Origin of the sequence: Nocardioides cavernae (assembly GCF_016907475.1) — a bacterium.
In the GTDB taxonomy this organism is placed as follows: Bacteria; Actinomycetota; Actinomycetes; order Propionibacteriales; family Nocardioidaceae; genus Nocardioides; species Nocardioides cavernae.
Genome location: NZ_JAFBCA010000001.1, coordinates 1,497,193 through 1,521,008 on the forward strand (window position 1 = coordinate 1,497,193; position 23,816 = coordinate 1,521,008).

The 23,816-nt window shown below is 72.3% G+C and carries 21 protein-coding genes; 11 read left to right on the forward strand and 10 right to left on the reverse strand.

Features of this window, described 5'->3' with window-relative positions; all coding sequences use genetic code 11:
- Positions 1-35 precede the first annotated feature (35 nt).
- Both JOD65_RS06950 and JOD65_RS06955 read left to right on the forward strand, forming a co-directional pair.
- Entirely contained in the window at positions 36-1,403 is a 1,368-nt protein-coding gene (locus tag JOD65_RS06950) for a GntP family permease (protein ID WP_224747232.1), read from the forward strand.
- 70 nt (positions 1,404-1,473) lie between these two features.
- A complete protein-coding gene (locus tag JOD65_RS06955; protein WP_191193117.1) occupies positions 1,474-1,989 on the forward strand; it encodes a gluconokinase in 516 nt (171 codons plus the stop codon).
- Positions 1,990-2,001: 12 nt separating this feature from the next.
- Here JOD65_RS06955 and JOD65_RS23145 read toward each other — a convergent pair whose 3' ends face one another.
- On the reverse strand, positions 2,002-3,573 hold the full coding sequence (locus tag JOD65_RS23145; RefSeq protein WP_191193116.1) for a bifunctional NAD(P)/FAD-dependent oxidoreductase/class I SAM-dependent methyltransferase: 1,572 nt from the start codon (positions 3,571-3,573) through the stop codon (positions 2,002-2,004).
- Between the two features lie 66 nt (positions 3,574-3,639).
- On the opposite strand from JOD65_RS23145, the gene JOD65_RS06965 reads away from it, so the two are divergent.
- From JOD65_RS06965 to JOD65_RS06990, 6 genes are all read left to right on the forward strand, one after another.
- A complete protein-coding gene (locus tag JOD65_RS06965) occupies positions 3,640-4,200 on the forward strand; it encodes a helix-turn-helix domain-containing protein (RefSeq protein ID WP_191193115.1) in 561 nt (186 codons plus the stop codon).
- 318 nt (positions 4,201-4,518) lie between these two features.
- Complete coding sequence (locus tag JOD65_RS06970) at positions 4,519-7,905, forward strand: ATP-binding protein (RefSeq protein ID WP_191193114.1); 3,387 nt, start codon at positions 4,519-4,521, stop codon at positions 7,903-7,905.
- Entirely contained in the window at positions 7,902-8,339 is a 438-nt protein-coding gene (locus tag JOD65_RS06975; RefSeq protein WP_191193113.1) for a roadblock/LC7 domain-containing protein, read from the forward strand. Before JOD65_RS06970 ends, JOD65_RS06975 begins: the two co-directional genes overlap by 4 nt.
- Positions 8,340-8,353: 14 nt before the next feature.
- Positions 8,354-8,722, forward strand: a complete 369-nt coding sequence (locus JOD65_RS06980) for a DUF742 domain-containing protein (protein WP_191193112.1) — start codon at positions 8,354-8,356, stop codon at positions 8,720-8,722.
- On the forward strand, positions 8,703-9,299 hold the full coding sequence (locus JOD65_RS06985; protein ID WP_307820992.1) for a GTP-binding protein: 597 nt from the start codon (positions 8,703-8,705) through the stop codon (positions 9,297-9,299). Before JOD65_RS06980 ends, JOD65_RS06985 begins: the two co-directional genes overlap by 20 nt.
- A gap of 4 nt (positions 9,300-9,303) precedes the next feature.
- Positions 9,304-10,119, forward strand: a complete 816-nt coding sequence (locus tag JOD65_RS06990; protein WP_191193110.1) for an ABC transporter substrate-binding protein — start codon at positions 9,304-9,306, stop codon at positions 10,117-10,119.
- Positions 10,120-10,175: 56 nt separating this feature from the next.
- Here JOD65_RS06990 and JOD65_RS06995 read toward each other — a convergent pair whose 3' ends face one another.
- Together JOD65_RS06995 and JOD65_RS07000 are read right to left on the reverse strand one after the other, a co-directional pair.
- Entirely contained in the window at positions 10,176-11,348 is a 1,173-nt protein-coding gene (locus JOD65_RS06995) for a calcium:cation antiporter (RefSeq protein WP_191193109.1), read from the reverse strand.
- Positions 11,349-11,394: 46 nt separating this feature from the next.
- Positions 11,395-12,393: a GTP pyrophosphokinase gene (locus JOD65_RS07000; RefSeq protein ID WP_191193108.1), complete on the reverse strand. Its 999-nt coding sequence runs from the start codon at positions 12,391-12,393 to the stop codon at positions 11,395-11,397.
- A 99-nt stretch (positions 12,394-12,492) separates the two neighbouring features.
- Between JOD65_RS07000 and JOD65_RS07005 the strand changes: the two genes are divergently transcribed.
- Positions 12,493-13,080, forward strand: a complete 588-nt coding sequence (locus JOD65_RS07005) for a hypothetical protein (protein ID WP_191193107.1) — start codon at positions 12,493-12,495, stop codon at positions 13,078-13,080.
- A 13-nt stretch (positions 13,081-13,093) separates the two neighbouring features.
- On the opposite strand, the gene JOD65_RS07010 is transcribed toward JOD65_RS07005, so the two are convergent.
- Positions 13,094-14,542 (reverse strand): phosphodiester glycosidase family protein, encoded by a 1,449-nt coding sequence (locus JOD65_RS07010; RefSeq protein WP_191193106.1) that lies wholly within the window; start codon positions 14,540-14,542, stop codon positions 13,094-13,096.
- A gap of 104 nt (positions 14,543-14,646) precedes the next feature.
- Between JOD65_RS07010 and JOD65_RS07015 the strand changes: the two genes are divergently transcribed.
- The gene (locus tag JOD65_RS07015; RefSeq protein WP_307820994.1) at positions 14,647-15,879 is read left to right on the forward strand and encodes a site-specific DNA-methyltransferase; all 1,233 of its coding nucleotides are present in this window, start codon (positions 14,647-14,649) and stop codon (positions 15,877-15,879) included.
- 71 nt (positions 15,880-15,950) lie between these two features.
- On the opposite strand, the gene JOD65_RS07020 is transcribed toward JOD65_RS07015, so the two are convergent.
- Together JOD65_RS07020 and JOD65_RS07025 are read right to left on the reverse strand one after the other, a co-directional pair.
- Positions 15,951-17,354 (reverse strand): WS/DGAT/MGAT family O-acyltransferase, encoded by a 1,404-nt coding sequence (locus JOD65_RS07020; RefSeq protein WP_204810990.1) that lies wholly within the window; start codon positions 17,352-17,354, stop codon positions 15,951-15,953.
- A 115-nt stretch (positions 17,355-17,469) separates the two neighbouring features.
- Positions 17,470-18,603 (reverse strand): glutamate--cysteine ligase, encoded by a 1,134-nt coding sequence (locus tag JOD65_RS07025; RefSeq protein ID WP_191193104.1) that lies wholly within the window; start codon positions 18,601-18,603, stop codon positions 17,470-17,472.
- Positions 18,604-18,682: 79 nt separating this feature from the next.
- On the opposite strand from JOD65_RS07025, the gene JOD65_RS07030 reads away from it, so the two are divergent.
- Positions 18,683-20,104, forward strand: a complete 1,422-nt coding sequence (locus JOD65_RS07030; RefSeq protein WP_307820995.1) for a threonine/serine exporter family protein — start codon at positions 18,683-18,685, stop codon at positions 20,102-20,104.
- Here the strand turns inward: JOD65_RS07030 and JOD65_RS07035 are convergent.
- The 4 genes from JOD65_RS07035 to JOD65_RS07050 all read right to left on the reverse strand — a co-directional run bounded on the left by JOD65_RS07035 (position 20,082) and on the right by JOD65_RS07050 (position 23,777).
- On the reverse strand, positions 20,082-20,651 hold the full coding sequence (locus tag JOD65_RS07035; protein WP_191193103.1) for a ribonuclease FAU-1 family protein: 570 nt from the start codon (positions 20,649-20,651) through the stop codon (positions 20,082-20,084). The genes JOD65_RS07030 and JOD65_RS07035 overlap by 23 nt on opposite strands.
- Positions 20,652-20,782: 131 nt before the next feature.
- Positions 20,783-21,610: an SDR family NAD(P)-dependent oxidoreductase gene (locus JOD65_RS07040; RefSeq protein ID WP_191193102.1), complete on the reverse strand. Its 828-nt coding sequence runs from the start codon at positions 21,608-21,610 to the stop codon at positions 20,783-20,785.
- Positions 21,611-21,630: 20 nt separating this feature from the next.
- On the reverse strand, positions 21,631-23,055 hold the full coding sequence (locus tag JOD65_RS07045; RefSeq protein WP_191193101.1) for a sensor histidine kinase: 1,425 nt from the start codon (positions 23,053-23,055) through the stop codon (positions 21,631-21,633).
- Positions 23,052-23,777: a response regulator transcription factor gene (locus tag JOD65_RS07050; RefSeq protein WP_191193100.1), complete on the reverse strand. Its 726-nt coding sequence runs from the start codon at positions 23,775-23,777 to the stop codon at positions 23,052-23,054. The genes JOD65_RS07045 and JOD65_RS07050 overlap by 4 nt, the downstream gene beginning before the upstream one ends.
- Positions 23,778-23,816 lie beyond the last annotated feature (39 nt).

Consider the following 23,816-nt stretch of genomic DNA (forward strand, 5'->3'; position numbering starts at 1 on the left):
CCCCCGCCTATCTCGGAGGCTCCTACGTGGACACCATGACCCCCGTCTACGGCTCGGCCACCCTGCTGCTGATCGCCGCAGCCGCCGTCGCCGCCCTGCTCGTCCTGATCATCGTGCTGCGCATGCACGCCTTCGTGGCGCTCGTGCTCGTCAGCTTCGGCACCGCGATCGCTGCCGGCGTGCCCCTCCCGGAAGTACCGGTCATCGCGATCGCCGCCTTCAGCACCACGCTCGGCACCGTGGCCCTGCTCGTGGGGCTCGGCGTGATGATCGGTCGCCTGCTGGAGGTGACGGGCGGCGCGCAGGTGCTCGCCGACACCCTGGTGAGCCGCTTCGGCGAGAAGCGCGCGCCGATGGCGCTGGGCATCGCCGCCCTGCTCTTCGGCCTGCCGATCTTCTTCGACGCCGGCCTGGTCGTCTTCCTCCCGATCATCTTCTCGGTCGCCAAGCGGTTCGGCGGCTCCGTCCTGATGTACGCGCTCCCTGCCGCCGGCGCGTTCGCCAGCATGCACGCCATCGTGCCTCCGCACCCGGGGCCCGTCACCGCGGCCACCGAGATCGGCGCCAGCATCGGCCTCACCCTGGTCGTGGGCGTGGTGGTCGCCGTCGTCGCGTGGTTCATCGGCGTGTACGCCGTCACGGTCGGGTGGCTCGGCAAGATCTACGTCCCGATCGACGACTCGGTCCTGACCGGCGGGCGCGAGCCCGACACGAGCAACCCGCCGGCGTTCGCCCACGTCCTCTCGATCCTGCTGCTGCCCCTGGTGCTGATCGGTGCGAACACCGTCCTCACGACGCTGCGGACCAACGGCAGCATCCCCGCGGAGGGCACGCTGGCCGACATCGTGATCTTCGTCGGCCAGACCCCGGTCGCGCTGCTGATCGCGCTGCTCGTCGCGACCTACACCCTCGCGATCCGCCGCTACTCGCGCGAGGAGGTCGAGACGCTGCTCAACGACGCGCTGGGCCCGATCTGCGCGATCATCCTCATCACCGGCGCCGGCGGCATGTTCGGCGGCGTGCTCCGCTACAGCGGCATCGGCGACGCGCTCTCCGACTCCCTCGCCGACCTCGGCCTGCCGCTCATCGTGAGCGCGTTCGTCATCGCCACGATCCTGCGGGTCGCGCAGGGCTCGGCGACCGTCGCGCTGACCACCACGGCCGGCCTGATCTCCGCCGGCGTCGCTGCCGCCGACCCGTCCAGCCTCCAGCTCGTCGCCCTCGTGCTGGCGATCGCGGCCGGCGCGACCGTGCTCTCGCACGTCAACGACTCCGGCTTCTGGCTGGTCAGCCGGTTCTTCGGGATGGACGTCAAGACGACCCTGCGGACCTGGACCGTCATGGAGACCACGCTCGGCGTCACGATCTTCGTGCTCTCCCTCGGCATCTGGGCCGTCGGATGAGAACACCCCACGACGTTCTTCGCCTCCCCCGCTTCGCTCCTCCTGCGAACAACGCCGCGGGGACCCCGAAATGACAACACCCGACGCGCCGCTCCACCTCGTCTTCATGGGAGTCTCCGGCTCGGGGAAGTCCACCGTGGCGCGGGCGGTCCAGGAGCGGCTGGGCTGGGAGCTCGCCGAGGGCGACGACTTCCACCCGCCGGAGAACGTCGCGAAGATGCGGGAGGGCATCCCGCTCAAGGACGCCGACCGCTGGGGGTGGCTGGAGTCGCTCGCGGAGTGGACCGCCGAGCGCGACGCCCGCGGCGAGCCGACGCTCATCGCCTGCAGCGCCCTTCGCAAGGCCTACCGTGACGTGCTGAGGCGCGGGGGCGAGGGCACGTTCTTCGTGCACTCCACCGGCGACAAGCACCTGCTGCTGGAGCGGATGAGCGCCCGCGACCACTTCATGCCGCCGAGCCTGCTGGAGTCGCAGCTCGACACCCTCGAGGCGCTCGAGCCGGACGAGCACGGGATGGACGTCGACCCGGCGCTGCCGGTCGACCGCCTCGCCGCGATGGTGCTCGCCCGGCTCGGCCTGGCCTGACCGCTCGTCGGGTCAGCGCACGCGTCGTGCGCGCAGCACCGCGTCCTCGATGTCGATCTCCTCACCGGTCTCCGGATGGGCCTGCGACCTCGGTCGCGACTCGCACACCTCGACCTCCCACGAGTCGTCGAGGGCCGGGATCAGCTGGTCGGCGGTGTGCATGAACGAGTGGTGGCCGTGCCGCAGGCCGGTGTGGACGTCGCTCGGCGCGTGGCCGACCACGAGGAGCGTCCCGCCGGGCGCCACCGCCGAGGCCAGGCGGCGTACGACATCGACCATGCCGCCGTCGGGCAGGTGCACGAAGTGTGAGGTGACGAGGTCCCACGTCTCGCCGCCGGGCTCGAAGGTGCGGACGTCGATGCGCCTGGTCTCGACCCGGTCGCCGACGCCGGCATCCACGGCGTGCTCGGCGACCCGTTCCAGCGCCGCGTCGGCGAAGTCGGACGCCGTCACCTGCCAGCCGTGCTGCGCCAGCCACAGGGCGTCGCCGCCCTCACCGCACCCGACGTCGAGCGCGCGTCCCGGCTCGAGGTCGGCGGCCTCGGCCTCGAGCTGGACGTTGACCCGGCCGCTCCAGACGCGGTCACCCGAGTAGCGGCCCTCCCAGGCGGGCTGCTCGAAGAAGTCGTCGCGGAGCGTCTGCACCGCCGTCGTCGCGTCCGCGTTGGCGAGCTCGGCGTTGATCCACGCGCCGACACGGGTTCCGTGGGCCGCGGAGGCGACCAGGATCATCGCGATGTCCGTGGCGTTGCCGGCAGCGAAGATGCCGGGGACCGTGGTCGCTCCCGTGCTCGGCTCGACCTCGATCACCGACCCGAAGGCGATGCCGTTCATCTCGAAGGGCTTGGGCTCGATGCCCACCGGGCCGAGGAAGTCGGCACGCACGTGGGGCTTCGACGCGACGACGATCGCGTCCCGCTCGAGGACCGTTCCGTCCGCCAGTCGCAGCCCGACGAGGTCGTCGCCGTCGGTGACGACCTCCTGCGGGGTGCCGTGGGCGAAGCGCACGCCGATCGCGCCGAGCTTCTCCGTCTCCTCCGGGGGCAGCTCGACGCCGTCGTGGACGACCACCACGACGTCGTCTGACAGCTGACGGAACAGCAGCGCCTGGTGTGCGGCCATCGGGGTCGTCGCGAGGACGGCGATCGCCTGGTCGCGCACCTCCCAGCCGTGGCAGTAGGGGCAGTGCAGCACGTCGACGCCCCACCGCTCGGCCAGCCCCGGCACGTCGGGCAGCTCGTCGACGACGCCGCCGGTGACCAGCACCCGCCGGGCGCCGTACCTCCGACCACCCTCCGTGGTGACCAGGAAGGAGTCGGCAGCGCCGGACAGACCGACCACCCGGTCGGTCAGCACCTCGACGCCGTACGCCGCCACCTCGGCGCGGCCGTCCTCGAGCAGCTGCAGCGGGGGGACGCCCTCGCGGCCCAGGTAGTTGTGGGCGTGGGCGGCGGGGGCGTTGCGGGGCTCGCCGGCGTCGATGACCAGCACCGAACGCCTCGACCTGCCCAGCGCCATCGCACCGCTCAGCCCGGCCGCGCCACCACCGATGACCACCACGTCGTACGTCTCGTTCTCACTCATGTCACCGAGCATGCAGGGGCCGTGCGCGATTGACAAACAATCTTGCTGGAGTGGCAAACTGGGGGCATGGACGACGAAGGAGTGCTGCGCGCCGTCGGTCCGCGGCTGCGCCAGCTGCGGCTCGAGCGGGAGGCGACCCTGACCGACCTCGCCGAGGAGACCGGCATCTCGGTGAGCACCCTGTCGCGGCTGGAGTCCGGCCAGCGCAAGCCCACCCTCGAGCTGCTGCTGCCGCTGGCCCGGGCCCACCGCGTCGCCCTCGACGAGCTGGTCGACGCGCCCGAGACCGGTGACCCGCGGATCCGCTCCAAGCCGGTGGTGCGGCACGGACGCACCTTCATCTCGCTGACCCGCCGGCCCGGGGGGCTGCAGTCCTTCAAGATGGTGATGCCGGTCGAGAAGGACCCGCGCCCGACGTTGCAGACCCACGAGGGCTACGAGTGGCTCTACGTCCTCAGCGGCAAGGTCCGGCTGGTGCTCGGGACCCGCGACCTGGTGCTCGAGCCCGGCGAGGTGGCCGAGTTCGACACCCGCACGCCCCACTGGATCGGCAACCCGGGGCCGACGCCCGCCGAGGTGCTGGCGATCTTCGGCCCCCAGGGCGAACGGATGCATGTCCGCTCCTGAGGGGTGGGCCCGGGGTACGCCAACGACGTACGCGCGGCGCGTCGGACGACCACAAGTCAGCGAGCGGCCGTGATCTGAGCGGGACAGATGGCGGCGTACCCGACTTCTGGTCGTCCGACGCGCCGGGTCTGGTCCGAGCGGGCCTGAGCGCGCCGGGGCGGAAGGGCAGAGGCCCCGAATTGCTCCTTACACCGCCGTGACCCGAGTTCTCGGAAAACGCCACGGAATGTCGCCGAACTCCTTAGGTTGAGCCTGCGCCGGTCCCCGATCGGTGTTCTGCACTTACGACGTAGTCGCTCACACTCACGCGAGGCACACATGACTCAGGATGCAGCCCAGGCCCGGAAGGGCGCGGGACTCTCGGTCGCCGGTTGGCCACTGGGCCGGAAGATGGCCCTGGCACTGGCGATCCCGCTGCTGCTCGCTGCCGTCCTCGGTGGCCTGCGCGTGGCCGGCGACTACGGCGACTCGCGCCAGGCTGCGCGGAGCGCCCAGCAGGTCACGATCATCCAGCCCGCGGTGGACTACCTGACCGCGTCCGAGACCGCGATGGTGGCCGCGCAGTCCGACAGCGCCGCCAGCCAGGGCGACCTGATCGACGCGATCAGCGACATCTCCACGAACGCCGAGGCGCTGGTCCAGGCCCGCGACGGGGCCGAGCTCGACGAGCTGCAGACCGCCCACGTCAACGCGCTGCTCGACCTCAGCCAGGCCATGCGCGGCGAGGGTGCCGAGACGCTCGGCCCGGCCACCTGGATCGCCCTCGTGCGTCAGCTCGAGTCCAGCGTCTCCCAGCTCATCACCACCGTGAACGCCGCCCAGGAGACGCCCGAGCCCCGTCTCGAGCAGCTCTCCCAGGCCATGAGCGGTCGCCTGTCCCTCGCCCTCCAGCAGGGCCTGCTCGCGACCACGCTGTCGCAGTCCAGCTCGCAGGAGCTCTTCTCCGAGATCGGCGTCGAGGCCGCGGCCATCGACCGTCTCGCCGGATCCGTCGAGGGCGCGGACGACCAGACCGCCCTCCTGCGCCAGCAGAACACCCGCCACGCCGGGCAGATCCGCGACGACGCCGCCACCGACCTCGACGGACGCGACGCCTACGCGCCGTACGACGAGATCACCGAGACGCTCGTCAGCGGTGTGACCAAGACCCTCGACGACGCGGCCGGTGTCGCCCAGCGCAACGCCCTCATCGGCGCCGTGCTCACGCTCCTCGCGCTCGCCGCGGCGATCGCCCTCGCGTTCTTCATCGCCCGCAGCCTCCTCGGCCCGATCGGCAAGGTCCGCGACGGCGCCCTCGCGGTGGCCCGCCACCGCCTGCCCGACGCGGTCGCCCGGATCCGCGCCGGCCAGGAGCCGGAGCCGATCAAGACGATCGACGTCCACACCAACGAGGAGATCGGCCAGGTCGCGCGAGCGGTCGACGACCTCCACCGCCAGGCCATCCACCTCGCCTCGGGCGAGGCCCAGCTCCGCCAGACCGTCAACGCGATGTTCGTGACGCTGTCGCGCCGCTCGACCTCGCTGGTCAACCAGCAGCTCGCGCAGATCGAGCGCCTCGAGCACGACGAAGAGGACCCCAAGCGCCTCGAGTCGCTGTTCCGCCTCGACCACCTCGCCTCGCGCATGCGTCGTACGGCCGACTCCCTGCTGATCCTGGCCGACGCCCCGAACCGTGCCGCCGGCCAGTTCAGCCTCACCGTCGGCGAGGCGCTGCAGGCCGCGACGTCCGGTGTGCAGGACTACCAGCGCGTGCAGATCCTCTCCAACCTCAACACCCGCGTCGGTGACGAGGCCGCGCCCGACGTCGTCCACCTGCTCACCGAGCTGGTCGACAACGCGCTCAGCTTCTCGCCGCCGGCCGAGCCGGTGCGCCTGGCCGCCAAGCAGGGCCCCGAGGGCGTCACCATCACGATCACCGACTCCGGCCTGGGCGTGCCCCCGGCCGAGCTCGAGCAGCTCAACGGCGACCTCCAGCACGGTGCCGAGGCCACGCCCGACACCGCCCGCCGCATGGGCCTGTTCGTGGTGTCGCGCCTCGCCGAGCGCCACGACATCACCGCCCACCTGGCCCGCAACCCGGGTGGCGGCATGACGGCCAGCGTCCTGCTCCCGCTGTCCGTGCTCCCCGACGTGTCGCAGTCCGGTGCGCCCGCCGCCCCGGTCGCGACCACCACGGCTGCTCCATCGGCCCCGGCCACCACGTCGACGGGCTCGGCCGAGCTCGTCGGTGCCGCGGCAGCCGGCCCGGTCGTCTCCAAGCGGGAGGCGCGCAACCGGGCCCGCGCCGAGAAGGCCGAGGCGAAGGCCGCCGAGCGCGCCGCCGCCTCCGAGGCCAAGGCCAAGGCCAAGTCCGCCAAGGCGGAGGCCGACCTGGAGCCGCTGCCGGCCGCGACCGGTACGACGACCGCCGCGGACGACGCGTCGAGCGCGCCGGCCGCTGCCGCGTCCTCGTCGGAGCCGACCCCGGACCGTCCGCCGCTCGGCAGCCTCCTGCCGCGCCGCGACCCCGGCGCCAACATGCCCCGCACGGGTGCCGACGCATTCCTGCCGCCGGAGACCTCCGGCGCCACGGGCCCGCTCTTCGGCAAGCGTGCCGACACCGCCGCACCCGCCGCCGAGGCGGACGCCGCCGGTGACGAGGCCGCGCCGACCGAGCGCGCCGAGAAGGTCGCCCGCGTCGTCCCGATCACCGCCCTGGCCTCGCGCCAGCGAGCGCAGGCCGAGCAGGAGGCGCGGAGCGCCGAGGCCTCCGCCGAGACTCCCGCCGAGGAGCCGTCCGAGCCGCCGGTCGAGCAGTCCGTCGAGCAGCCCGAGCAGCCGGTCGAGCAGTCCGTCGAGCAGCCCGCCCGGGCCCACGACCCGCTGTCCGACCCGTTGTCCGACCCGCTGCCCGCCGACGCCTTCGACGAGCCCGCTGCCGCCGTGCAGTCCGAGCCCATCGCCGAGGTCGACGTCCAGCCCGAGGCCGACGTCCAGCCCGAGCCCGCGGCCCAGGCCGACGAGGTCGAGGTGCAGGACGAGGTCGAGGTCGACGCCGACGACCCGCTGGGTCTCGGAGCCCCTGCCCGTCCGGCGGAGCCCGTCGACCAGCCGGCCGACCAGCCGGCCGACCAGACGGTCGACCAGCCCGAGCCGGAGCCCGTCAGCGAGGTCGCGGCCGAGCCCGTGGCCGAGCCCGAGCCCCAGCTCGAGGAGCACGCCGAGCCCGAGCTCGAGCCGGTGCCGTCGTACGACGCCGCCGCGCTGCTCACCGACGGCCACGGCCTCAACGGCCACGGTACCAACGGCACGAACGGCCACGGCTCGAACGGCCACGGCTCGAACGGTCACGGCTCGAACGGCCTGTCGCACGCTGCCGAACCGGCCCGCGCCGGTGGCGAGTCCCCGATCTTCAAGTCGATGCGCTCCGGCTGGCTCGACGGCGAGGGCAAGGGCGAGTGGCACGAGACCGAGGTCGACCGTGGCTGGGAGATCGCCGAGCACGTCTCGGAGCCGGCGCCGGTCGTCGAGTCCACGCCGGTCGGACTTCCGCGACGTGCCCCCGGTGAGCGTCTCGTGCCCGGTAGCGTGACCCCGCCCACGGCCGCCAAGACGCGTGACCCCGAAGCAATCCGACGCCGTCTCCAGGCTCACACCGCAGGAGTCTCCCGCGGTCGCCGAGCAGCCCAGAGTTCCACCCAGCACACGGAAGCAGGCCCCTCATGATTCACGACACCTCCGCCGCCCCCGTCGCCAGCACGGCTGGTGACGACCGAGACCTCGACTGGGTGATGTCGCGATTCGTCGACGACGTACCCGACGCGGCGCACGCGATCCTCGTGTCCGCGGACGGTCTCCTCATGGCCTCGAGCACCAGCATCCCGGGAGAGCGCGCCGAGCAGGTCGCGGCCGTCTCCTCCGGTCTGGCCAGCCTCGCGGTCGGCGCCGCCCGCCTCTTCGAGGGCGGCTCGGTGATGCAGACCATCGTCGAGATGGAGATGGGCTTCCTGATGCTCATGAGCGTCGGTGACGGCTCCAACCTCACCGTGCTCACGACCGAGGAGGCCGACATCGGCCAGGTGGGCTACGAGATGGCCCTGCTGGTGGACCGCGTGGGACGTACCGTCGAGGCTCAGGCCCGCGTCGGTACGGGCGGCTGACCGGACTTCGCGCCATGACGCCGCCACCCGAGCCGGAGGACGAGGGCTACCGCCCTCGACTGATCCGGTCCTACACCCTCACCGCAGGTCGGACGGCCGCGAAGGTCGAGCTGGCCCTGGAGGCCACGCTCCGCCTGCAGGCGGGTGCGGAAGCCCCCGTGCTCTCTCCGTCTGCTGCGCAGGTTCTCGAGGTCTGCGATCGGCGTTCCGTGGCCGAGGTGTCGGCCCTCACCAAGATGCCGATCGGCGTCACCCGGGTGCTGCTGGGTGACCTGATCGAGCAGGGCCTGGTACGCATCCAGGCCACCATCACCGACAGCACGTCGACAGATGAGCGGCTCGAGCTCATCGAAAGGACCCTCCGTGGACTTCGAAACTACTAAGGCACAGCGCGCGGCCGCGTCGACGAAGATCGTCATCGCAGGCGGCTTCGGCGTCGGCAAGTCGACGCTCGTCGGCGCCGTGTCGGAGATCGACCCGCTGCGCACCGAGGCACTCGTCACCAACGAGTCCGAGGGCGTCGACGATCTCGCCGCCGTGCCCACCAAGGCCACCACGACCGTGGCGATGGACTTCGGCCGCCTGACACTGGCCGAGGACCTCGTGCTCTACCTCTTCGGCACGCCCGGGCAGCGTCGTTTCTGGTTCATGTGGGACGACCTGTGCCGCGGCGCCATCGGCGCCATCGTGCTGGTCGACGTGGCGCGCCTCGACGAGTCGTTCTCGCCGCTGGACTACTTCGAGTCCAAGGGCATCCCCTTCATCGTCGCCGTCAACGAGTTCGACGGCGTCCCGCGCTACCCCGCCGAGGAGATCGCCGCCGCGCTGGCCCTGCCCGCCGACGTACCGATCATCAGCCTCGACGCCCGCGACCGCGAGCAGGCCAAGGGTGCGCTCGTGAAGATCACCGAATACGCCCTCACGCGACTGCGTGAGTCGCTCACCGTGAATGCGAACTGACGCCATGACCCGCACCGTCCGACGGCCCGGCCCTGCCCGCACGGCCCTCGCCGCCCTGTCCTCCGTGGCCCTGATGGCCACGCTGAGCGCCTGCGGCGGCAGCGCCAGCGCCGACGAGGCCGACGCCCTGAGCGAGGTGTCGCTGGTCTTCAGCGGCGCTCTCACCGTCTGCACCGACATGCCCTATGCACCGTTCGAGTACGAGGAGGGTGGCAAGCCCACCGGCTTCGACATCGACCTGGTGCGCAAGGTCGCGGACAGCCTCGACGCCGACCTCGACGTGATCGACGTGTCGTTCGACGACATCACCTCGGGCAACTCGCTCAACAACGACGTGTGCGACCTCGCCATCTCGGCGATGACCATCACCGGCGAGCGGGCCCGCGTCCTCGACTTCTCGAGCCCCTACTTCGACGCCAAGCAGGCGCTCATCACGCCGCGCGGCTCGGGCCTGGACCAGCTCCCCGAGCTCGCCGGCAAGCGGGTCGGCGTCCAGAAGGAGACCACCGGCGAGACCTACCTGAGCGACTTCGCCCCGGAGACCACGCAGGTGACGGCGTACGAGGACGCGGCGGGTCTGCAGGCCGCGCTCGCGGCGGGCCAGCTCGACGCGGCGATGCTCGACAACACCGTGTCCGGCCAGTTCGTCTCCGAGAACCGCAAGCTCAAGCTGGCCCGGGAGTTCGACACCGGTGAGCAGTACGGCATGGCGGTGAAGAAGGACGGCAACATCCCGCTCCTGCGCGCCATCAACAGCACGCTTGCCGACCTCCGCGAGGACGGCACCTACGACAAGATCTACGCCACGTACTTCGGCTGATCCACACGCGCACGCGGCCCGGCAGGACTCCTGCCGGGCCGCGGCGCATTTCCGTACTACGGCGCGACGGTGAGGAACAGGAACGCCGCGAGCAGGACGAGGTGCACGCCGCCCTGGAGCGGCTTGGCGCGACCCGGTACGACGGTGAGGATCGCGACCGCCGCGGTGAGGGTCAGCAGCACGACCTGGAGCTGGTTGAGGCCGAGCTCGAGCGGCCCGTCCAGCCAGATGCTGGCGATCGCGATTGCGGGGATGGTGAGGCCGATGGACGCCATCGCCGAGCCGAGCGCGAGGTTGAGGCTGACCTGGACCCGGTTGAGGGTCGCGGCCCGGACGGCCGCGATCGTCTCGGGTGCGAGGACGAGGAGCGCGATCACGACGCCGACGACCGCCGGCGGGAAGCCGAGCGCTGCCACGCCGGACTCGATGGCCGGCGACTCGATCTTGGCCAGGCCGACGACGGCCACCAGCGAGACGACGAGCAGGCCGAGGCTGGTGAGGGCGGCCCGGTCGGTGGGCGGGTCGGCGTGCCCGTCCTGGTCGAGGTCGACCGGCTCGTGCTCGAAGGAGCCGGCGTCGGCGGCCGCGCGGGCGGCGGCGGCGTCCGTCGCGGCCTGGGAGGTGACGAGCGGAGAGTGGGCGTCCTGGGTCACCGGGAGGAAGAAGTCACGGTGCCGGATGGCCTGGGTGAAGACGAACATCCCGTAGAGCGCGAGCGACGCGATCGCCGCGAAGGCCAGCTGCGCGCCGGTGAACTCCGGCCCGGGCTGGGACGTGGTCACCGACGGCACGACGAGGCAGAGCACGGCGAGGGCGATGACGGTGGCCAGCGCGGCGCCGGTGCCCTCGGGGTTGAAGACCGCGAGGTGGTGCTTGAGGGCGCCGACGAGCAGCGAGATGCCCACGATGCCGTTGAGGGTGATCATCACCGCCGCGAAGACGGTGTCGCGCGCCAGCCCGGCGGTGTCCTTGTCGGTGGTGACCATCAGCGTGACGATGAGCCCGACCTCGATGATCGTCACCGCGACCGCCAGCACCAGCGAGCCGTAGGGCTCGCCGACCCGGTGGGCGACGACCTCCGCGTGGTGCACGGCGGCGAGCACGACGCCGACCAGCAGGATCGAGAGGACGCCGAGCACGGGTGCGCTGTCCGGGTGCAGGGGCCAGGCGACGGCCAGCGCCACAGCGGCCAGCAGAGGAGTGACGGTGGTCCACGACAGCCGGGGCATGGCACAACCCTAGGGGCGCCCCCGGCAGCCGACCGACGCCTGCCCGTCAGCCCTCGGGCGTGCTGAGCTTCTCCAGCCGGGCGCGCAGCAGCGGGACCCGGTGGCTGTTGCCCTCGAGGGTGACGTACTGCTCGCCGAAGATCGCCAGCAGCGCGTCGTCGAGGCGTCGTACGGCACCGGCGGGGTAGCGGTAGCCCATCCGCCGGATCACCGCGTCGGCGTCGACCGAGGTGAGCAGGTCGGCGAGGTCGTCGACCGAGTCGATGCCGAGCTGGGTGAGCAGGCCGGCGATCCAGTCGTAGTGGTCGGTGTGCGACCAGCCGGCGTCGCTGTAGTGGCCGGCCAGGAAGGTGGCCAGCTCCTGCCCGACGATGTGGTCGGCGTCGAGCTCCGCCAGGCTGCCGGGTGCGGCCGCCTGGATGCGCTCACGGATGGTGGCGAACTCGCGGTCGGCCAGCTCGATGAGCCCGGCGGCGAGGGTGAAGCGGCGGTCGAGGTCGGCGGCGGCGTCCTCCGGGACGTTGCCCTTGTAGCGGATGTCGTGCTCGAACTCCGCCCAGGCGTGCTGCAGCACGGTGCGCACCTGCACGCTGGCCCGGTGCCCCTCCAGCGTCGGGAGCTCGGCGCCCGGGTGGGTCTGGACCAGTAGGTGCCGGCTGGCGTAGCCGAAGCGACCCGACCTGGCGGTCTCCTCGCCCAGGTCGCGGTCGTCGAGCATCGACAGCTCGTCGTCGAGGACCTCCGCGACCGCCGCGACGTCGCTGTGGACGTAGGTGATGACGCGGACGCCGATCTGGTCGGTGATCTGCTCCAACGGGTCGGGGTAGAGCGGACCGTCACCCTCGGTGCGGTTGGCCTTCGCGGCGAACGACGCGACGCTCTTCGTACGCCCGGTGACGCTGAGGTAGTCGATGCCGGCGTCGTCGAGGAGCACCTGGATGAGGGCGACATAAGCCTGGGTGGCCGAGGCCAGCTGCGGCTGGAGCGCCGCGTAGGCGCGGACGGCCTGGCGGACCGGCTCGGCCTGGTTCTCGGGGTCACTCATGGCGCCAGCCTGCCAGTGCGGACCGCACGGCGTCGACGCGACGTCCCGCGTGCGAGCCTTCCGGCGGAGCCGGGCGCCCGTCGATATCGTCGAAGCACCATGAGCCCCTCACCGCGCCGCTCGGGCGCCCGCACCCGGTCCGCCTCCGCCCTCCTCGCCGCCCTCGCCCTGGCAGGAGGGTTCTCGGCGTGCGGGGACGACGACGGCGGGACGGCGACCGACCCGGCAGCGACGACGAGCACACCGAGCCCGTCCGACACCCCGAGCGAGACCCCGTCTCCGTCCGAGAGCCCGTCGGAGGACCCGTCCCCGGGCGGCGACGCCGCGCCGATCCGCGTCGAAGGGTCCGCCGGTGTCACCGACGCCGTGCTGGTCGACGCCACCGAGGGCGGCGGCTCGCCGTCGGAGATGGCCTTCGCGCTCGACACCGACCAGGCCGTCGCCGACTTCGTCGTGGGGCTCCAGAGCGGTCTCCCGGACGAGGTCGCCGCCGCGGTGGAGGACCTCCGCGCGCCGGGCACGACCCCCTACGGTGCCGTCGTCGCGACCGGGTGCGAGCCCCCGCGCAGCGTCGCGATCGACGCCGGCGAGGCCGGCTTCCAGGTCGTTCCCGCCCTGCCGAAGAGCACCGTGCAGTGCCTCGCGCCGGTGACGTACGTCGTGGTCTTCGCCGCGCCCGACGCCTGAGCCGCCTCTCCGGTCAGGGAGCCGGCGTCGTCGGCGGAGTGGTCGGGGGCGTGGTCGGCGGCACCGTCGGAGTGGGCGTCGGGGTGGGCGTCGGGGTGGGCGGCAGGATCGGCACCACCGGCGGCAGCTCGCCGTGGTAGACGAGGCCGAACGAGTTCGGCACCAGTCGTTCGTTGCCGTCGGACGGCTCGTTCACGATGCCGAAGGCGCCGGTGCCGGTGCGGGTGTACATCGCCGAGGAGCCGCCGCCGTCGAGGTTGATCGCGTTCTCCGCGCCGAGGGCGGTCATGATGTCGGCGAGCTCGACCATCGTGTAGCCGCGGCTGACCGCGGAGCGTCCGTCGACCACGAGGATGAGCAGCTTGCGGCCGTCGGCGTCGATGCCGACCGCCGTACGCGGGTGGGCGATGGTGTTGTTGACGACGGTGCGGACGCCGTTCGTGAGCAGCGGGCGGTCGCCGCTGATCGCGACCGTCGGCTTGCCGCCTGCTATGCGCTGCGACAGCGTGATCCTCTTGCCCCGCTTGAGGTTCTTCAGCTTGGCGGCGGCGGGACCGGTGCCGATCAGCACCCGCTCCTTCTGCTTGATCTTGCGGCCGGTGGAGAGCTTCGGCTTGTTGGAGATGACGCGGTTCTTGCGGAGCACGACCTCGCGGGCGCGCTTCTTGCCCGCCGTCACCTTGTAGCCCGACGTGCGGTGCCAGTCGGAGGTGAAGACGCCGATCTGGCCCGACGGGACGCGCGGGTGGTTGACCCCGCTGACGGTCCACGCCCTGCGCTGGCGGATCGTCCACTCGAGGGCCAGCGGGCTGACGTGCGGGCCGGAGTCGTCGAACCAGAGGGACGAGTTGACGCCGGGGATCCAGCCCTCGCGCGACCCGCCGAGGACGCCCTTCTCGCGGTTGATCGTCACGCCGAGCGGGGCGTCGGTGCTGCCGATGTCGAAGAAGTCGCCGTTGACCGCGCCGAGGGCGTCGTTCCACCCGCCGAGCTGGCTGACCTTCTTGCGGCTGGTGACGTAGGTGGGGGAGAACTCCTCGAAGGAGATGTTGGGGGCGTCGAGGCTGACGGAGAGCAGGTTCATCCGGACCTGCCCGATCGGCTGGCGACCGTCGACCTGGTCCCACTCCCGGAGCACAACTCCGGGCGCGATCTCGTAGCTGACGTCGTTCAACACGGTGACCGCGCGTCCGCGGGCGTTGATCGGCGGACCGACGACAAGGCCGGGCTTGCCGTCGGAGGTCTGGTTGCGGCCCCGGTAGCCGCTGTCGCCGCCGTAGGACAGTCCGCGGCTCTGCGCCTTGTCCGTCCGGTCGCCGTCGTCGGCCACCGAGGGACTGACGCCTGCGTTGAGGGCGAGGCCCGCGATCAGGACGCCGGCGGTGGCGACCGTCAGCGCCCGCCCGCGAGCGGGGGCGGAGCGGCGTGGGGAGAGGCGTGAGCGGCGCGTGGAGGAAGACACGCCGTCCACAGTAAAGGACGTAGTGGGGCTGGTGGGAATATTGGGATCAGCAGTTTGCGACGTGACCCGGTGCCGACGCCCGGCCAGCGCCTAGGCTGGCGCGCGTGCCCGACGAGCCCGCGTCCGCTGCCGGTGGTGCGCGAGGCCCGGTGTGGAACACGCTCCACGTCGGGGACAACCTCGACGTGCTGCCGCTGCTCCCGGCGGCATCGGTCGACGTCGTCTACACCGACCCGCCCTACAACACGGGCAACGACTTCGCGTACGCCGACCGCTTCCGCGACGGCTCCCACGCCGACCCGTACGCCGGTCGGCACGCCGCGTGGACGGCGATGATGCGTCCGCGCCTCGAGGCCGTCCGCGAGGTGCTGGCGCCGCACGGAGCGGTGTTCGTCAGCATCGACGACAACGAGGCCGCCCACCTGCGACTGCTGATGGACGAGGTCTTCGGGGAGGCCAACTTCCTCGCCCAGGTCGTGGTCAACCTCAACCCGAAGGGCCGTCAGCTCGGCCGCGGGTTCGCGACCAGCCACGAGTACGTCCTGGCGTACGCCCGCCACCTGCCGTCCTGCGCGGTGGACGGGGCGTCGACCGAGGCCGTCGACGAGGCCGACTTCCCGCTGACCACTCCCGACGGGCGCCGGTTCCGCTACCTGCCCCTGCGCAACACCAACAAGAAGTTCAACCCGGTCAGCACGCCGACGCTCCACTACCCGCTGCACGGCGACCCGGCGACCGGTCGGGTCTCGGTCAGCGAGTTCGACGGCAGCACGGCGCTGACCCCCGTCTTCGGCGACGGCCGCCCCGCGGTGTGGCGGTGGTCGCGGCCGCGCGTGGAGGAGCGCCCCGACGACCTCGAGTGCCGAGTGATCCGCGGCCGCAGCGGTGAGCGCGCCGACATCTTCCAGCGCGACTGGCTGCACCGCGAGGGCGGGCGCCGCAAGAAGCTGCGCACCATCTGGCTGGCTGAGGAGATCGGCTCGACCGACACCGCGGTCGCCGAGCTCAAGGCGGTGGTCGGCCACGTGTTCGAGTCGCCCAAGCCCACCGGCCTGGTCCGCCGGATCCTGTCCACGCTGCCCGCCGACGTCGTCGTGCTCGACCCCTTCGCCGGCAGCGGCACCACCGGTCACGCCGTCGCGCTCGCCAACGCCGCCGACGGCGGCGCCCGCCGTTGCATCAGCATCAACTCCGCCGAGCCCACCCGCGCGGGCTCCAACGCGCAGCTCGCCGGCCTCGCCACGGTCGCCGACATCACCCGCGCCCGCCTCGCCGCCGTCGCCGAGCTCGTCGGCGGCGGCCTCGAGGTCGTCGTGAAGTCCCCGGATATCCGGTGACTCTCACACTTGTCACACCAGATCTCGGGTGCACAGTGTGAAACTCCCCGGATATCCGGGGACTTTCGCGGTCAGACGCCGGCGGCCCGTTCGAGGGCGGTCAGCTCCTCGTCGAGGTACTGGAGCAGGACCTGGAGGTGGGGGACGGTGCGGCGGCAGCCGGTGAGGCCGAAGCACATCTTGCCGTCGTAGGACGTGCACGTGATGTTGAGCGCCATCCCGTTGATCGGGATCGACAGCGGGTAGGTGCCGGTGAGCCTGGCGCCGTTCCAGTAGTGGGTGGTGCGCGGGCCCGGGACGTTGCTGACGACGAGGTTGTAGGGCGGGCGCACGATGCCCTGCATCCGGAAGATCGGACCCAGGATGGCGGGAGCCTGCCCGAGCGCGCTCATCGCCAGGATCTGCGTCGGCGTCATCGCCGACAGGCTGTCCTTGCCGTCCACCATCGAGCGGTGGATCGCCGCGAGGCGGTCGGCGGGGTCGGGCAGGTGGGTGCCGAGCTGCACCATCACCGAGCCGACCGCGTTGCCCCCGTCGCCCGAGGCGAGCTGGGACTGCTTGGCGTTGAGGCCGACCGGCACCATCGAGATCAGGGAGGTGTCGGGCAGCGCGTCGAGGTCGAGCAGGTAGGTCCGCATCGCGCCGCTGACCATCGCGAGCACCACGTCGTTGATGGTGGTGCCGCTCGCACGACCCACAGCCCGCAGCCGCTCGACAGGCCAGTCCTGGGCGGCGAAGCGCCGCGAGCCGGTGATGTTCTGGTTGAGCATGGTGCGCGGGGCGTAGAGCGACAACGCGGACGTCTCGTTGCGCACGCTCTTGTTGAGGGTGCGGACCAGCGCGCCGGGCATGCCGGCGGCCTCCGACGCGATCGCGAGCGCCGTACGCACCGTGGCGGTGGTGACGCCGGACAGCGACGCGCCACCCGTGCTCGCGGGCTCCTCGCGCGGCGGGCGCGGACGCATCGCCCAGGGGGCGGGCATGCCGCGCTCGTCGGGATCGGTCGACAGCACGCTCGCCAGCAGGCGCATCGCGGAGACGCCGTCGACGAGGGCGTGGTGGGTCTTGGTGTACATCGCCACGCGCCCGTCGCGCAGGCCCTCGATGACCGTGGCCTCCCAGAGCGGTCGCTCCCACGCCAGGCGGGTGCTGTGCAGCCGCGAGCAGAGCTCGAGCAGCTCGCGCACGCGGCCCGGCTTGGGCAGCGCGCTGTGCCGGACGTGGTGCTCGATGTCGAACTGCTCGTCGGGCACCCACACCAGCTGGCCCGCCGTACGCGTCGAGCGGTGCGGGTGCTTCAGGAAGAGCGGTGCGACCTGCTCGACGTCGCGCATCTGCTCGTACATCTCGCGGACGTAGCCGCGGCCGGCGCCGGCGGGCTTCTCGAAGAGCTGGAGGCCGCCGACGTGCATCGGCATGTTGCGGTTCTCGGCGAGGAGGAAGCCGGTCGCGGTCGGATCGATCGGGTCCACCACTGGCTGCTCCTCGGTTCGGATCCTCCGTCGGCCTCGACGCCGAGCGAGGCGGGGAGGTCCGGGCATCCTCTCGCCCCGCGGTGACCCGCCACAAGGGCGGGCGGCCGAAGCGGCGTCAGGACTCCAGCGAGTGGGCGAGCTCCGCGACGAGCGCGTCGACGACCGCGACGAGGTCGCCACCCGACTCGCGGGCGACGGCCCGCTGGCGCTGGTAGGACGCCCCGCGGACGGGGATGTCGGCGACGCTGCGCAGCTCGGCCTCGCAGTCGAGCCGCTTGGCCACGGGGGTGAGCCGCTCGAGCAGGTCGTCGAGGTCCTCGGTGACGAGCCGCTCGCGGTTGTGGTCGTCGAGGATGATGATCGCGTCGAGGCCGTAGCGCGCGGCGCGCCACTTGTTCTCCTGCACCTGCCACGGCGGCAGCGTCGGCAGGTCCTCGCCGGCCGCGAGCCGCGTGTCGAGGTCGACGACGAGGCAGTGGACGAGCGCGGTGAGGGCGGCGAGCTCGCCCAGGTCGGACATGCCGTCGCAGACCCGGTGCTCGAGGGTGCCGAGGTGCGGCGCGGGGCGCAGGTCCCAGCGGACGTCGGACATCGAGTCGATGATCCCGGTCGTGGTCTGGTCGGCGATGCACTTCTCGAACTCGGACCACGTGTCGAAGGCGAAGGGCAGTCCCGCGGTCGGCAGCTGCTGGAACATCAGGGCCCGGTTGGACGCGTAGCCGGTGTCCTGGCCGGCCCAGATCGGGGAGCTCGCCGAGAGCGCGAGGAGGTGGGGGTACGTCGTCAGCATCGACGCCAGGACCGGCATCACCCGGTCGCGCTCGGGCATCCCCACGTGGACGTGGACGCCCCAGATCAGCATCTGGCGGCCCCACCACTGCGTGCGGTTGATCAGCTCGGCGTAGCGGTGGCCCTCGGTGAGCTGCTGGTGCGACCAGTCGGCGAAGGGGTGTGACCCGGCGCCGAGGAGGTCCACCCCGAGCTCGGCCGCAGCGGGGGCGACGACGGCGAGGGTGTCCCGCAGGTCGGTGACGGCCTCCCCGACGGTGTCGCAGATGCCGGTGACGACCTCGACGGTGTTGCGCAGCAGCTCCTTGTGCAGCCGCTCGGGTCGCTCGAGCCGACCGCCAGCGAGCTCGTGCACCTCCGAGGCGATGCTGACGAGGTCGCGGCTGGCCCGGTCGACGAGCGCCAGCTCCCACTCCACGCCGAGCGTCGGCTCCGGCGACGCGTGGAAGTCGATGCGCATGCCACGAGTCTAAGGACGACCCAGCGTCCAAGGCTCACCCCTGTGCCGGGTGGGATTCGGCCTTTGTCACCATGGCCGGGTGGACCAGCAGGACGGACGAGCGCGCACGCCCGACGAGGACGATCCCCAGGTCGATCTGGAGGCCCGCCTCGAGGCCGAACGGGCCCGCGAGGTCCACCTGACGATGGACCTCTGCCTGCGCATCGGGGAGATGCTCCTGTCGTCGGGCGCAGGCGCCGCGGACGTGACCGCGACGATGCGCTCGGTGGCCGACCACCTCGGCCTGCGCGCAGCCGAGATCGACGTGACGTTCACGGCCCTGTCGATGAGCCACCAGCGCTCGCTGGACGACGTACCGACGCTCATGCTGCGCCACGTGCAGCAGCGCGACATCGACTACGAGGACCTCACCGCGGTCGACCACCTCGTCCGCGACGTCCTCACCGACGAGGCCGACCTCTACCTCGCCCGGTCGCGGATGGCCACCATCGTCTCGCTCGGCCACGCCTTCCCGCGCTGGGCCGTGACCCTCGCGTGGATGGTGATGGCCGCGGCCGTCGGCGTCTTCCTCGGCGGTGGGCCGGTGGTGTCGGTCACCGCCGCGGTGGCGGCCGGCCTCATCGACCGCGTGCAGATCGTGCTGGCCCGACGGCGGCTGCCGTACTTCTACCTGCAGGTCGCCGGAGGTGCGATCGCGACGCTGCTGGCCGGCGCGGTGGCCGCGACACCGATCGAGGTCGACCCGTCGCTGGTCGTGACCGCCAACATCATCCTGCTGCTCGCCGGGATCGGCCTGATGGGAGCCGTGCAGGACGCGCTCACCGGCTTCTACCTGACCTCCAGCGCCCGCCTCATCGAGGCGATGATGGCGACCGCCGGCATCATTGCCGGCGTCGCGATCGGCATCGCGGTGGCCGACGGGATCGGCCTCGAGCTGGGCCAGCTCGTCCCGGGCGCGCTCGGTGTCTCGGAGCTCCCGGCGGTCCTCGGCGGTGCAGCGGTGTCGGCGGCCGCGTTCAGCATCGCGTCGTACGCCCCGCGGCGCGCGGTCGTTCCGATCGCCCTCACCACCGCTGTCGCGGCGTCGATCTCGCAAGGGGTGGCGCTGCTGGGCTTCGGCCGGGTGATGTCGGCGGGCGCGGCGGCCTTCTTCATCGGTCTCGTGGCGTACGCCGTCGCCGGCCGGGTGCGGGTGCCGCCGCTGGTCGTGGCGGTGCCGGCGATCGTGCCGTTCCTGCCCGGCCTATCGATCTACCGCGGCCTCACGTTCCTCGCCGAGGGCGGCTTCTTCGTCTCCCAGGGCATCCTCGCGCTGATGACGGCGATCTCGGTCGCCATCGCGCTGGCCTCGGGCGTGATCCTGGGTGAGTACGTCGCCCAGCCGCTCAAGCGCGAGGCGCGCAAGCTGGAGAGCCGGCTGGCCGGCCCCCGCCTGGTCGGACCGTTCCGGGCGATGACCCGCGCCGAGCGGCGTGCCCTCAGACGGACGTCAGACGAGTGAGCTCCGCCAACCAGCGCTGGTGGGTGCCGTCGTACGGCGGCAGGCCTGCGTGGACGGCGGGGACCAGGGCGTCGCAGCTGGCCTGCGCGCCGGAGACGACCTCGGCGGGGTAGCCGTAGAGCACCTGGTGCTCTACGAACTCGTCCTCGTCGTCCACGAAGATCTCACCGGCGGCGCGCCCCGCCTCCTCCGCCGCGGCGTGGAGTGCCGCCGGCAGTGGGTCGGACATCTGCACCACGTCGAGGTCGAGGTCGACCATCCGCAGCACGGTGCCGTCCCAGCGGCCCGGCGTGGCGACGTCGATGTAGAGGTGGCACCAGATCCCCGGCCGGTGGAAGGTGGCGGCGTACCACCCGTCGGTCGGCACGAGCGTCACCGCGTCGACGTCCGAGTGGAACTCGAACCCGGGGCGGTGGTGGTGGGTGCCCTGCGGGACACCGATCCAGTCGCCGTGCTCGTCGGAGCCGAGGAAGACCCCCTCGAACTGCCAGTGCGGCCGGTCGCCCCACTTGCTCGTCTCGCAGCGGATGGCGGTCCCGGGCTCCATGGGCCTCAACCTAGGTGATCGGGCACTTCCTCGCGCCAGCAGGCGTCCACCGGGCAGTTCCTCGCGGAACAGGGACAGATCAGCGCGAGGAAGTGCCCGGTCGGCGGTGTGATGCGCGAGGAAGTGCCCGGTCAGCGGGTGCGAGCGGCGAGGCGGGCGACGACGTCCTGGTAGCGGGCACCCGCGATCCGGCCGAACTGGTGGATCAGGTGCGCGTCGAGGCCGACGAGGACGCGCGGCTTCCCGGCGAGGGCGCCGTCGAGGATGATCTCGGCGGCACGGTCGGGCGACATCCTGGCGAGCTTCTTCTCGAAGAGCGCGTCGATGCGGGCGGCGTCGAGGCCGGCCGCCTTGCGGCCGTGGCGGCTGATGCCGGTGCGGATGCCGCCGGGGTGGACGCAGGTGACCGTCACCGGGTGGCGGTTGACGAGCATCTCCTCGCGGATCGCCTCGGTCAGCCCGCGAACGGCGTACTTCGTGGCGTTGTACGCCGACTGGCCGGGCACGGACACCAGCCCGAAGAGCGAGGAGATGTTGACCAGGGCGCCGTCGCCGCTCGCGACGAGGTGGGGCAGGAACTCCTTGGAGCCGTGGACCACGCCCCAGAAGTTGATGCCGACGATCCAGTCGAGGTCGTCGTAGGTGAGGTCGGAGAAGTCGCCGGTGGCGCTCACGCCGGCGTTGTTGACGACGAGGTTGACGCGACCGAGCTCCTCGACCACGCCGGCCGCCCACGTCGCGACCGCTGCCCGGTCCGACACGTCGACGACGTCCTGGCGGACCTTCGCCGCGCCGGCCTGCTCGGCGAGCGCGACCGTCTCGGCGAGGCCGTCGCGGTCCCAGTCGGACAGGGCGAGCAGGGCGCCCGCCCGTGCGCTGCGGAGCGCGAGCGCCCGGCCGATCCCCGATCCGGCACCGGTGATGACGACGACCTTGTCCGTGAGGGTGGTCAGGCTCATGTCGCCACCGTAATTGGCGTCTACGCCGACGGGGAGGGCAGGACGACGGTGATCGTGGTGTCGCCGGGCCGGCTGTCGAGCGTCACGGCACCACCGTGGGCGCCGACGATCGCCTCCACGAGGGACAACCCCAGACCGGCGCCGCCCCGGGTGCGGGCCGCGTCGCCGCGGGTGAAGCGCTCGAACGCGCGGGGGGCGAGGTCGGGCGCGAAGCCCGGGCCGTCGTCGTGCACGGTGAATCCGGCTCCGGCGGCACCAGCCGTGCCGGTGATCGTCACCGTGCTGCCCGGCGGCGTGTGCTTGCGGGCGTTGGCGAGCAGGTTGCTCACGACCTGGTGCAGACGGGCCTCGTCGCCGGTGACCGTGATGGGCTCGTCGGGCAGCGAGAGGCGCCAGGACCGGTCGGGGTCGACCACGCGGGCGTCGTCGACCGCCTCGAGCAGCAGCCGGGAGAGGTCGACGGCCCGCCGCTCCAGCGGGCGGCCCGAGTCGAGGCGTGCCAGGAGGAGCAGGTCCTCGACGAGGGCGGTCATCCGCGCCGACTCCGTCTCGACCTTGGCGAGGGCGGTGCCGCCGGTCTCGGGACGGTGCCGGGCCAGCTCGGTGTAGCCGGCGATCGTCGCGAGCGGCGTCCGCAGCTCGTGGGACGCGTCGGCGACGAACTGCCGCACCTGCTGCTCGCTCCGGTGGCGCTGGCCGAGCGAGTGCTCGACGTGGTCGAGCATGGCGTTGAGCGCCGAGCCGACCTGGCCGACCTCGGTGCGCTCGTCGGTCAGCCGTTCCGGCACGCGGTCGGCCATCTCGATCTCCCCGGACGCCAGCGGCAGCTCGGCGACCCGGTGCGCCGTGGCGGCGACCTCGCGCAGCGGCGAGAGCTGACGGCGTACGACGACCATGCCCACGCCCGCCGCGGCGAGCACGCCGAGCAGCCCGGTCAGCAGCTCCAGCTGGACGAGTCGTTCGACCGTCTCCTCCACCTCGCTGCGTGGGAGACCGGCGACGAACGTCCCCCCGGGCACGTCGGTCACCAACACCCGGTAGCTGCCGAGGTCGGGCAGGTCGACGGTCTGGGGGTCGCGGGCGGCGCCGAGGGCCTCCATGGCGGCGAGCTCGGCCTCGTCGAGCGCGGTGGACGCCGACCATCCGTCGCCCTCCTGCTCGGAGAGCACGAGCCCCCGGGACGCGCCCGCATCGGGGTAGTAGGCCTGCAACGAGCCGAACTGCTGCCCGGGGCCGAAGTCGTCGCCGTCGCGGTCCGGGTGACGGGGGCCGGCAGCGAAGCGGGCCGCGTCGCGCACGTCCGCATCGAGGCGCCGGTCCAGGTTCTGCTGCATGGCCAGCGTCGTCGCGGTGCCGATGAGGAGCGCGGACACCGCGACCAGCAGCACGACCACCGCCACCAGCCGGGCGGTGAGGGTGAGCGGCCGCCGCGGTCGGAGGGTCATGCCGCCGGCTTCAGGACGTACCCGGCGCCGCGCATCGTGTGGATCATCGGCTCGCGGCCGGCGTCGACCTTCTTGCGCAGGTAGGAGATGTAGAGCTCGACGACGTTGGCCTGGCCGCCGAAGTCGTACTGCCAGACGCGGTCGAGGATCTGCGCCTTGCTCAGCACCCGTCGTGGGTTGCGCATGAGGAAGCGCAGCAGCTCGAACTCGGTGGCGGTCAGGGCGATCTCGTCGCCGGCGCGGTGCACCTCGTGGCTGTCCTCGTCGAGGGTGAGGTCGCCGACGACCAGCACGTTGCCGGCCTCGGCCTGCGCCGCCGTGCCGCCGCGCCGGATCAGCCCGCGCAGCCGGGCCACGACCTCCTCCAGCGAGAACGGCTTGGTGACGTAGTCGTCGCCGCCCGCCGTGAGACCGGCGATGCGGTCCTCGACGGCGTCCTTCGCGGTCAGGAAGAGGACGGGGACGTCGCTGCCGTCGGCGCGCATCCGGCGCAGCACCTCGAGGCCGTCGAAGTCCGGGAGCATGATGTCGAGCACCACGGCGTCGGGCCGGAAGTCGCGCGCCGTGGCGACCGCGTCGCCCCCGCTGTGCGCCATCCGGAGGTCCCAGCCCTCGTAGCGCAGGGCCATCGCGAGGAGCTCGGCGATGTTGACCTCGTCGTCGACGACAAGGACACGCACGGGGGAGCCGTCGGGGCGGGTGAGCTGCTGCACGGGCAGCATCCTGCCGGGACAACCTGTGAGGTTGCTGTGCGGCGCCTG